Source organism: uncultured Nocardioides sp. (genome assembly GCF_902805925.1).
Lineage (GTDB): Bacteria > Actinomycetota > Actinomycetes > Propionibacteriales > Nocardioidaceae > Nocardioides.
The window spans coordinates 1-9,849 of sequence record NZ_CADCUP010000064.1; the positions used below are offsets into that span (position 1 = coordinate 1).

The window sequence follows — 9,849 nt, forward strand, 5'->3', positions numbered from 1 at the left end:
GTGCCCGACGGCCGGCTCCATGTGGGTCGTGTGGAAGGCGCCCGCGACGCTCAGCGGCGTCAGGCGCGCCTTCTCGGGCGGGTCGGCGGCCAGGGCGGCGAGCTGCTCGGTGGTGCCCGCGGCGACGATCTGGCCGGGGCCGTTGTCGTTGGCCGCGGTCAGCCCGTGCTTCTCCAGCGAGGCCAGCACGGCCTCGCGGTCGCCGCCCAGCACGGCGGTCATGCCCGTCGGGGTCTCGGCGGCCGCGCCGGCCATCGCACGGCCGCGCTCACGGACCAGCACCATCGCCTGCTCGGCGGTGATCACCCGGGCACCGGTGGCGGCGGTGAGCTCCCCGACGCTGTGGCCCGCCACGGCGCCGATGTTCGCGAACGCGTCGGCGGGGTGGGGGAACAGCTCGAGGGCGGCGACGAGTCCCGTCGCCACCAGCAGCGGCTGGGCGACCTGGGTCTCCCGGATGGCGTCGGCGTCCGCCTCGGTGCCGTAGTGCACCAGGTCGACCCCCGCGACGGTGGACAGCCACTCGAAGCGGGAGCGGAAGGTGCGGTCCTCCAGCCACGGCTGGAGGAATCCGGGGGTCTGGGCCCCCTGGCCGGGAGCGACGATGACGAGCACACCTCTACAGTGCCCGGTCGGCGGCCCTCGCCGCGCCTCCGGCGCGCACGAAAACGCCCGGTGGAACTTTGTAGGGTCCCTACAAGGCGTCGCGGCGCGACTGACGTCCGAGGACGAGCGCGATCTGCAGCGCGAACGCGTCTCGCGGCGTTCCCGGGGCGTAGCCGGTGAGGTCGGAGACCTGGCGCATCCGGTAGCGCACGGTGTTGGGGTGCACGAACAGGATGCGGCCGGCGCCCTCGAGCGAGGACCCGGAGGCGAAGTACGCCGAGAGGGTCTCCACCAGCGTGCCGCGCGCACCCGCCAGGGGCAGGTAGACCTCCTCCACGAGGTGCCGCCGGGCGTGGCCGTCGCCGGCGAGCGCCCGCTCCGGCAGGAGGTCGGCGGTGCTCACGGGGCGCGGTGCCTCGGGCCACCCGCCGGCGCTGCGGTGTGCGGACAGCGCGGCGCGGGCCGAGAGGTGGGCGTGGTGGAGGTCGGAGGTGATGGGGCCGACGACGACGGGTCCGGGACCGAACGCCGACACGACGTGCTCAGCACCCTTCAGCGCGTCCTGCACCCCACCGAGGACGACGACGAGCCGATCTCCCTGCGTGGCGCACAACGCGTCCATGTCGGCGGCCCGGGCCAGCCGGCGTACCTCCTCGAACAGGTGGTGCTCGGCCTGCTCGCGCGGCACCGACCCGAGCACCACGACGACGTCGCCGTGCGCGCCCCAGCCGAGGGCGTTGGCTCGCGACAGCACGCTCTCGTCGGCCTCCGAGCGCAGCACGGCGTCGACGACGAGCGCCTCGAGCCGGGCGTCCCACGCACCTCGCACCTCGGCGGCCCGCGCGTAGACCTCCGCGGTCGCGAACGCCACCTCGCGGGCGTACCGCAGGACCGCGGCGTGCACGGCCGGTGCGTCCTCGGCGCCGAGGATCTCATCGATGCTGCTCTCGGTGACCTCGATGCTCAGCCGCACCAGGTCGACGGTCTGCCGGAGGTTGATGACGCCGGTCAGGGCGCGCGGGGCGGCCCCGAAGACCGAGACGGCCAGGGCGTTGCCGTCGTGGTGGTCGTCGGCCCTGCGGTACCAGTCGACGAAGCCCTTGATGCCCGACTGCACGATCAGCCCCACCCACGAGCGGTCCTCCGCGCTGAGGTCGCGGAACCACGCCATGTCGGACTCCATCCGGGCCATGGCGGCGCGGCTCAGGCTGCCCGTGGAGCGTGCCAGCGCGTCGGCGACCCGCTCCCGCCCCGGGTCGCGCCGGCGCGCCGTGCCCCTCTGGCCTCCCATGCCCTGAGGTTAGTGCAGCGCCGGTGCGAGAGCGCCGTACGAAGGCCGGGGGTCAGGCGTCGCCGCCCTCCTGGGCGACGCCGCGGACGGCGGTCGGGTCGTCGATGCGGTACTTCCCGAACGCCTCGCGCACGACGTCCGGCGAGACCTCGCCCGCGTCGGCGAGCGCCCGGAGCGCCGCCACCACGACCGAGGGCGCGTCGACGTGGAAGTAGCGCCGCGCCGCGGCGCGGGTGTCGGCGAATCCGAACCCGTCGGTGCCGAGCACCCGGAAGTCACCGGGCACCCAGCGGGCGATCTGCAGCGGCACGGCGCGCATGTAGTCCGACACCGCCACCTTCGGTCCGGCCGCGTCGGCCAGCTTGTCGGCCACGTAGGCCCGCCGCGGCTCCTCACCGGGGTGGAGGAAGTTCCAGCTCTCGGCGTCGATGGCGTCGCGGGACAGCTCGTTCCACGACGTCACCGACCACGTGTCGGCGGCCACGCCCCACTCCTCGGCCAGCATCCGCTGCGCGTCCTGGATCCAGGGGTAGGCGATGCCGGAGGCGAGCAGCTGCACCCGCGGGCCGTCGGCCTCGGAGGTCGAGACCCGGTGGATCCCCTTGAGGATGCCGTCGACGTCGACGTCGTCGGGCTCCTTGGGCTGGGAGACGGGCTCGTTGTAGACGGTGAGGTAGAAGATGACGTTCTCGGCGTCCGCGCCGTACATCCGCTCCAGGCCCGACTGCATGACGCGGCTGATCTCGTAGGCGAAGCACGGGTCGTAGTGCACGATCGCCGGGTTGCTCGCCGCCAGCAGCGGGGAGTGGCCGTCGGCGTGCTGCAGGCCCTCACCGGTCAGCGTGGTGCGGCCGGCGGTGGCGCCGACGAGGAAGCCGCGGGCCAGCTGGTCGGCCATCGCCCAGATCGAGTCGCCGGTACGCTGGAAACCGAACATCGAGTAGAAGATGTAGAACGGGATCATGTGCTCGCCGTGCGTGCTGTACGACGAGCCGGCCGCCGTCGCGGACGCCATGGCCCCGGCCTCGGAGATGCCCTCGTGGAGCATCTGGCCCTGCTGGGACTCCTTGTAGGCGAGCAACAACTTGCGGTCGACCGACTCGTACTGCTGGCCGCCGGGGTTGTAGACCTTGGCCGTCGGGAACATGGCGTCCATGCCGAAGGTGCGGTACTCGTCGGGGGCGATCGGCACGATCCTCTTGCCGATCTCGGGGTCCTTCATCCAGTCCTTGAGCAGCCGGACCACGGCCATGGTGGAGGCGACCTTGTTCTTGCCCGAGCCCTGCTTCAGCTCGGAGTAGAGCGAGTCGGCGGGAAGCTTCAGCGTGGAGGAGCGGTCGACGCGCCGGGGCAGCGAGCCGCCGAGGCTCGCGCGGCGGTCGAGCATGTACTGGATCTCGGGGGAGTCGTTGCCCGGGTGGAAGAACGGCGCGCCGCCGGTCTTCTCGTAGGACTCGTCGAGGTCGCGGTCGCTGATCGGCAGGTACAGCCGGTCGCGGAACTTCTTGAGGTCGTCGAGCGTCAGCTTCTTCATCTGGTGGGTGGCGTTCTTGCCCTCCAGCGCATCGATGGTCCAGCCCTTGATGGTGTGGGCGAGGATCACCGTCGGCTGGCCGACGTGCTTGGTGGCGGCGTCGAAGGCGGCGTACACCTTGCGGTAGTCGTGGCCACCGCGCGGGAGCTTCTGGATCTGCTCGTCGCTCATGTGCTCGACCATCTTGCCCAGGCGCACGTCGTCGCCGAAGAAGTGCTCGCGGATGTAGCCGCCGGACTCGGTGGAGTAGGTCTGGAAGGCGCCGTCGGGGCTGGTGTTCATCCGGTTGACCAGCACGCCGTCGACGTCGCGGGCGAGCAGCTCGTCCCACTCGCGGCCCCAGATCACCTTGACGACGTTCCATCCGGCACCGCGGAAGTTCGCCTCGAGCTCCTGGATGATCTTGCCGTTGCCGGTGACCGGGCCGTCGAGCTGCTGGAGGTTGCAGTTGATGACCCAGGTGAGGTTGTCGAGCTCCTCGCGGGCGGCCACGCGGATCGCACCGATCGACTCGGGCTCCGCCATCTCACCGTCGCCGAGGAAGGCCCACACGCCCTGCTGGGAGGTGTCCTTGATGCCACGGTTCGTGAGGTAGCGGTTGAACCGCGCCTGGTAGATCGAGTTGATGCCCGTCAGCCCCATCGACACCGTGGGGAACTCCCAGAAGTCGGGCATGAGCCGCGGGTGGGGGTAGGAGGGCAGGCCGGCGCCGGGACCGTGCTGGACCTCCTGGCGGAACCGGTAGAGCTGCTCCTCGCTCAGGCGGCCCTCCAGGAAGGCACGCGAGTAGACGCCGGGGGAGGCGTGGCCCTGGATGAAGACCTGGTCGCCGCCGCCGGGGTGGTCCTTGCCGCGGAAGAAGTGGTTGAAACCGACCTCGTAGAGGCTGGCGGAGGACTGGTAGGTGGCGATGTGGCCGCCGACCTCGAGGCCCTTGCGGTTGGCGCTGGAGACCATCACCGCGGCGTTCCACCGGATGAAGGCGCGGATCCGGCGCTCGATGTGCTCGTCGCCGGGGAACCACGGCTCGCGCTCCGGCGAGATGGTGTTGATGTAGTCGGTGCTGCGCAGCGCGGGGACGCCGACCTGCTTCTCACGCGCGCGCTCCAGCAGGCGCAGCATGAGGTAGCGGGCACGGTCGCGACCGCGGTCGTCGAGCATCGCGTCGAACGACTCGATCCACTCGGTGGTCTCGTCGGGGTCGATGTCGGGCAGCTGGGTGGGCAGCCCCTCGTGGATGATGGCCTTCTTGGGCGTGTCCGCGGGGGCGCGGGAGCCGCTGCCCTGGCTGGTGGGCTGTTCGCTGGACTGTTCGGTCACCCTCTCATGGTTGCACGCGTCTGGATCATCCAAAATCTACCGGTGGGTACTCCCGGCTCCCGGGCCGCAGGGCGCAGGGTTGCGCCCTGCACCCAACTCCGCTGGACTACTCCCCACGCCCTGCCGACGGCAGGTGCGCCCGTGACGAGACGAGGAGGCGTGCGGTGAGCGCGACGATGGGCGGCGAGTCCGCCCAGACCGGTGACCAGTCCGGTGGACAGAGCAGCGGTGGCGAGACGGCAGCGGCCCGGCTGGGGCTCAGGAAGGGCATGGTCGTCCAGGAGCTCGGGTGGGACAACGACACCGACGACGAGCTCCGCATGGCCGTCGAGGACACCATCGACGCCGACCTGGTCGACGGTGACTACGGCAACGTGGTCGACGCCGTGCTCCTGTGGTGGCGCGACGACGACGGCGACCTCGTCGACGGACTGGTCGACGCCCTGACGGACCTCGTCGGCGGCGGCGCCATCTGGCTGCTCACCCCCAAGGTCGGCCGGCCCGGCAGCGTGGACGCCGCCGACATCGCCGAGGCCGCGCCCATCGCCGGACTCGCCCAGACCACGACGGCCGCCGTCAGCAAGGACTGGCAGGCCTCCCGGCTCGTGGCCCCCAAGACGCCCGCCTGAGCATCCGGGCCGACCCCCGCCGGCCGGCCTTCGCCGGGATGGGAGGATGCAGCCACCATGACCGGACTCTCCCTGGGCGGCCCCGCACCCGACTTCACCCTGCGCGACCAGTTCGGCGCGGACGTGTCCCTCTCGTCGTTCCGGGGGCGCAAGGCGGTGGCGATCCTGTTCTTCCCCTACGCCTTCTCCGGCATCTGCACCGGCGAGATGGCCGGCATCCGCGACCGGCTGGCCGAGTTCATGACCTTCGACACCGAGGTGCTGGCCATCTCCTGCGACCCCGTCTACTCGTTGCGCGCCTTCGCCGACGCCGACGGGCTCAACTTCCCCCTGCTCTCCGACTACTGGCCGCACGGCGCCGTGTCGTCGGCGTACGACGTCTTCGACGAGGTCAAGGGCTGCCCGCGGCGCTCGTCGTACGTCATCGACCGGGAGGGCAACGTGGCCTGGGCCGTGCACAACGCGATGCCCGAGGGTCGCGACCTCGACGAGCACCTGGCCCAGCTGACGGCACTGGTCTAGAGCGTCCGGGCGAATTCCGCGCGAATTTCGCGGAACCGGGTGACAAGGCTTGGAACCTCGTCGTAGTCTTCTGCATGTCGAGCCGCTGATGACCCGAGACGTCAGCGGCTCGACTCTTTTCATGTGTACCCACCCTCCCCGGCTCCCGTAGGGTGAGCGCTCCCGCGTCGGTAGCTCAGCGGTAGAGCACTCGGTTTACACCCGAGCGGTCGGCGGTTCGAAACCGTCCCGACGCACCACCCCCGTCCCCGGTGAGAGCCCTCTCACGCACGGTTCATGGAGACCTCACCACCGGCGAGCAGTGTCTTCCTCACACCCCGAGGAAAGGACACGCACCATGAACACCAGGACCCTCTCGATCGGCACCACCGGCCTCGCCGGCCTCGTGGCGGCCGGGCTGATGACGCTCCCCGTCACGGCGTCCGCCGCCGGCTCGAACGACGACCTCAAGCGCAACGAGGACACCCCCGACATCGTCATGCTCGCCGACGACGATGACGACGACGAGACGGGCGACGAGGAGACCAACACCAGGGCCAGTGGCACGAACTCGCGGTCGGGTGACCGCAGCGGCCGCGACAACAGTCGCGACAAGTCGCGCAAGGACTGGACCAAGGACGGCAAGGGCGACCGCAAGGTCGACAAGTCCCGCAACAAGACCAACGACCGGTCGCGCCACAACACCCGCGGCTGACCGGCACCCCACACCACCACCGGGACGGACCTGACCATGTCGACCGAACACCGTGACGACAGCTGGCACCTCGCCGAGGGCGACGCGATCACCCCGGAGCTCACCGCCGTCAAGAAGCTGGGCGGCGGCTCGGCGTACGAGGCGTACCTCGCCTTCGACGAGGTGACCTACGGTCCCGTGGTCGTCAAGGTCGTCCGACCGACCTCGCTGGACGACCACACCCTGCGCGGCCTGCGCCGCGAGGTGGAGTCGCTGGCCCGGGTCAACCACCCGGTGGTGGTGCGGGGGCTGCGGCACCAGCTCGACGGCCCCCGCCCCCACGTCGTGCTGGAGAACCTGGACGGGCCACGCCTCTCCACGCTCGTACGCCGGCACGGCAGGCTCTCGGAGCAGCAGTACCTCCCCCTGGCGATCGAGGTGGCCTCGGCCCTGCACTACTTCCGGCACGTCGACCTCTGCCACCTCGACATCAAGCCCAGCAACGTCATCATGGGCGCCCCGGCCAGGCTCATCGACCTCTCGGTGGCCCGGTCCTCGGCAGCCGCGGCGCGGATCACCGGCGCCATCGGCACCGACCGCTACATGTCACCGGAGCAGTGCGACCCCGGGCGACGGGGCGAGCCCGGACACGCCAGCGACGTGTGGGGCCTGGGCGCCACCCTGTTCGAGGCGGTGGCCGGCCACCGCGCCTTCGACGACGGCGACCGCGACGCCGACGACCCGGTGCTGCGCCACCCGCAGCTGGTGGACCGCCCGCGCGCGCTGCCCGCCCAGGTGCCCGACCAGGTCGCCAAGACGGTGCTCGCCATGCTCGACCCGGAGCCGGCGTCCCGCCCGCTGCCGCACGAGGTGGCCGGAGCCCTCGAGCCCGTGCTGGCCGGGCAGCCGCCGGCCCGGCTGTCGTTCAAGGTCAGGCACTGAGCCTCAGACGCCGAAGCGGTAGCCCATCCCGCGGACCGTGGTGATGGCGTCGGCGCCCAGCTTCTTGCGCAGGTAGCCGACGTAGACGTCCACCACGTTCGACCCCGGGTCGAAGTCGAGTCCCCAGGCGTGGTCGAGCAGCTGCTCGCGCGAGAGCACCTGGCCGGCGTTGCGCATGAAGATCTCGGCGAGGGTGAACTCCCGAGCCGACAGGTCGATCTCCCGCCCCGCCACGCTGGCCCGCCGGGTGCGCAGGTCGAGGCGCACGCCGCCGGCCTCCAGCGCGTCGGAGGCGCCCTCGCCGTCCCCGCGGCTGGCCTGACGCAGCCGGAGGCGCACGCGGGCCAACAGCTCGGCGAACCGGAACGGCTTGGGCACGTAGTCGTCGGCGCCGTTGTCGAGCGCGGACACCGTGTCGGTGACGGAGTCGCGGGCGGTCAGCACGATGACCGGGATGCGTGAGCCCTGCGAGCGCAGCTGGTCGAGCACCTCGAAGCCGTCGAGCCCGGGCAGGCCGATGTCGAGGATCACCAGGTCGTGGTCGCCGCTGAGCGCCTCGTCCAGCCCGCTGGGCCCGTCACCGACCACCGTGGTGCGGTGGCCCTCGGCGCCGAGGCCCTTCGCCACGAACGAGGCGATGCGGGCCTCGTCCTCCACGATCAGGATGCGGGCCATGGGTCCTCCTCGGCGGTGCTGACGGTGGCGGCGCCGACGGTGCTGGGCCGGCCGGTGGGCAGGGTGATGACGAAGCGGGCACCCGGCGGGACAGGGTCCTCGACGTGCACGCGACCCTCGTGGGCCGCGGCGATGGCCGCGACGATGGAGAGCCCGAGTCCGAAGCCCTCGTCGTCCTCGGGCATGGCGCTGCGGCCGAAGCGCTCGAAGACCTTGGCGCGGTCGGCCACCGGGACGCCGGGACCGGTGTCGCGCACCCACAGGCGCACCGCGTCGACGCCGTACGACGAGCCGAGGGCCACCGTGTCGCCCGGACCCGTGTGCTTGACGGCGTTGTCGCAGAGCTGGAGCAGCGCCTGGGTGATGCGCTGCTCGTCGACGACCACGGTGCCCGATGCGGTGCTGTCGGCCACCCACCGGCGGTCGCCGAGGCCGCGGGCCTTGGCCAGCACGGTCGCGGTGAGCCCGCCGAGGTCGACGGGGACGGGCCGCACGAAGTCGGGCCGGCTGCTCTTGGCGAGCAGGATCAGGTCGCCGACCAGGCGTGCCATCCGGTCGACCTCGTCGAGCAGCAGCTCACGGGTCTGGTCGACGTCCTCGGGGCTGGCGGCGTCGAGCAGCTCGAGGTGGCCACGGAGCACGGTCAGCGGCGTCCTGAGCTCGTGGCCGGCGTCGTCGATGAACCTGCGCTGACCCTCGAAGCCGTCCTCGAGCCGGTCCAGCATGCCGTTGACGGTCCGCGTCAGCGCCGTGATGTCGTCGTTGCCCTGCTCGGGGATCCGCCGGGACAGGTCGCTGGCGGTGATGTCGCTGGCGGCGGCGCGCAGGGTGCGCAGGGGAGCGAGGAGCCGGCCCGACTGCCACAGCGCCAAGAAGGTGATGAGGACCAGCGAGAGCACCGTGATGACGGCGTAGGTGCGCAGGGTGCGGTCGAGCTCGCTGCGCTCGTCGTCGAGGAAGTTGACGATCACCAGCGCGCCGTCGCCGGTGGGATCGGCGGCGTTCTCGACCGGCAGCAGCGTCACCCAGACCTCGCGGTAGCGCGGGCTGTCGTAGACGGCAGTGCCGCCGGTGGTGCGCAGCTCGGTCAGCACGGCGTCGTACCCCGGCTCCTCGAGGATCGCCTCGCCGAACCGGTTGGGGCTTCGCTGGGCGCCTGAGGGGGCGTAGGCCACCAGCATCTCGTCGTCGTCGGTGACGTTGCGGTCGAGGTACAGGTCGAGCAGCGAGTCGACGCTCGCGAACGGCTGCTGGGTCTGGGGATCGGTGCCCCGCTCGAGCTGGCGGAACTCCGCGATCTCCTGGTCGATCTGCTGGTCGATGTCGTTGTCGATCTGCGCCGACTCCAAGGTGTAGACGAGGACGCCGGCACCGGTCATGGCCAGGCCGGTGAGCACCGCGATGGCGGCGGCGATCCGGGTGCGGACCTGGAACTGCCACCAGTGGCGGCGGGGCCGGGGCGGCTCAGTCGTCGTCCCCCCCGTCGTCAGCCCCGTCGTCCCCCCCGTCGTCTCCGCCGTCGTCCCCGCCGCCGCTGCCGTCCGTGTCGTCGTCACGCTTCCCGGAGCCCTCCCCTGCCTCGTCGTCCGCGTCGTCGTCCCGGCCGTCGTCCGCACCGTCGTCTGCGTCGTCAGGACCATCGAGGCGACGCGGCTCG

General features: G+C 71.6%; 10 protein-coding genes and 1 tRNA gene. 5 read left to right on the forward strand and 6 right to left on the reverse strand.

Annotation, left to right across the window (positions count from 1 at the left end; genetic code table 11):
• From QZX64_RS04360 to aceE, 3 genes are all read right to left on the reverse strand, one after another.
• Nucleotides 1-615: ACP S-malonyltransferase (locus tag QZX64_RS04360; protein ID WP_295657282.1), on the reverse strand; the 615-nt coding region annotated here is incomplete at its 3' end.
• Nucleotides 616-694: 79 nt separating this feature from the next.
• Nucleotides 695-1,897 carry a CdaR family transcriptional regulator gene (locus tag QZX64_RS04365; RefSeq protein ID WP_295657283.1) on the reverse strand — a complete coding sequence of 401 codons (1,203 nt, stop codon included), beginning with the start codon at nucleotides 1,895-1,897 and terminating at the stop codon, nucleotides 695-697.
• Between the two features lie 52 nt (nucleotides 1,898-1,949).
• Nucleotides 1,950-4,673: a pyruvate dehydrogenase (acetyl-transferring), homodimeric type gene (gene aceE / locus QZX64_RS04370; protein WP_295657293.1), complete on the reverse strand. Its 2,724-nt coding sequence runs from the start codon at nucleotides 4,671-4,673 to the stop codon at nucleotides 1,950-1,952.
• Nucleotides 4,674-4,915: 242 nt separating this feature from the next.
• Between aceE and QZX64_RS04375 the strand changes: the two genes are divergently transcribed.
• The 5 genes from QZX64_RS04375 to QZX64_RS04395 all read left to right on the forward strand — a co-directional run bounded on the left by QZX64_RS04375 (nucleotide 4,916) and on the right by QZX64_RS04395 (nucleotide 7,517).
• Nucleotides 4,916-5,380: a DUF3052 domain-containing protein gene (locus tag QZX64_RS04375; RefSeq protein WP_295657284.1), complete on the forward strand. Its 465-nt coding sequence runs from the start codon at nucleotides 4,916-4,918 to the stop codon at nucleotides 5,378-5,380.
• A gap of 57 nt (nucleotides 5,381-5,437) precedes the next feature.
• On the forward strand, nucleotides 5,438-5,902 hold the full coding sequence (locus tag QZX64_RS04380) for a peroxiredoxin (protein ID WP_295657285.1): 465 nt from the start codon (nucleotides 5,438-5,440) through the stop codon (nucleotides 5,900-5,902).
• A gap of 164 nt (nucleotides 5,903-6,066) precedes the next feature.
• Nucleotides 6,067-6,141, forward strand: a tRNA-Val gene (locus QZX64_RS04385).
• Between the two features lie 98 nt (nucleotides 6,142-6,239).
• The gene (locus QZX64_RS04390; RefSeq protein ID WP_295657287.1) at nucleotides 6,240-6,596 is read left to right on the forward strand and encodes a hypothetical protein; all 357 of its coding nucleotides are present in this window, start codon (nucleotides 6,240-6,242) and stop codon (nucleotides 6,594-6,596) included.
• Between the two features lie 36 nt (nucleotides 6,597-6,632).
• Nucleotides 6,633-7,517 carry a serine/threonine-protein kinase gene (locus QZX64_RS04395; protein ID WP_295657288.1) on the forward strand — a complete coding sequence of 295 codons (885 nt, stop codon included), beginning with the start codon at nucleotides 6,633-6,635 and terminating at the stop codon, nucleotides 7,515-7,517.
• A gap of 3 nt (nucleotides 7,518-7,520) precedes the next feature.
• Here QZX64_RS04395 and QZX64_RS04400 read toward each other — a convergent pair whose 3' ends face one another.
• The 3 genes from QZX64_RS04400 to QZX64_RS04410 all read right to left on the reverse strand — a co-directional run.
• Nucleotides 7,521-8,192 carry a response regulator transcription factor gene (locus QZX64_RS04400; protein ID WP_295657289.1) on the reverse strand — a complete coding sequence of 224 codons (672 nt, stop codon included), beginning with the start codon at nucleotides 8,190-8,192 and terminating at the stop codon, nucleotides 7,521-7,523.
• Nucleotides 8,177-9,571: a HAMP domain-containing sensor histidine kinase gene (locus tag QZX64_RS04405; protein WP_295657290.1), complete on the reverse strand. Its 1,395-nt coding sequence runs from the start codon at nucleotides 9,569-9,571 to the stop codon at nucleotides 8,177-8,179. The genes QZX64_RS04400 and QZX64_RS04405 overlap by 16 nt, the downstream gene beginning before the upstream one ends.
• Nucleotides 9,572-9,656: 85 nt before the next feature.
• Nucleotides 9,657-9,849: hypothetical protein (locus QZX64_RS04410; protein WP_295657292.1), on the reverse strand; the 193-nt coding region annotated here is incomplete at its 5' end.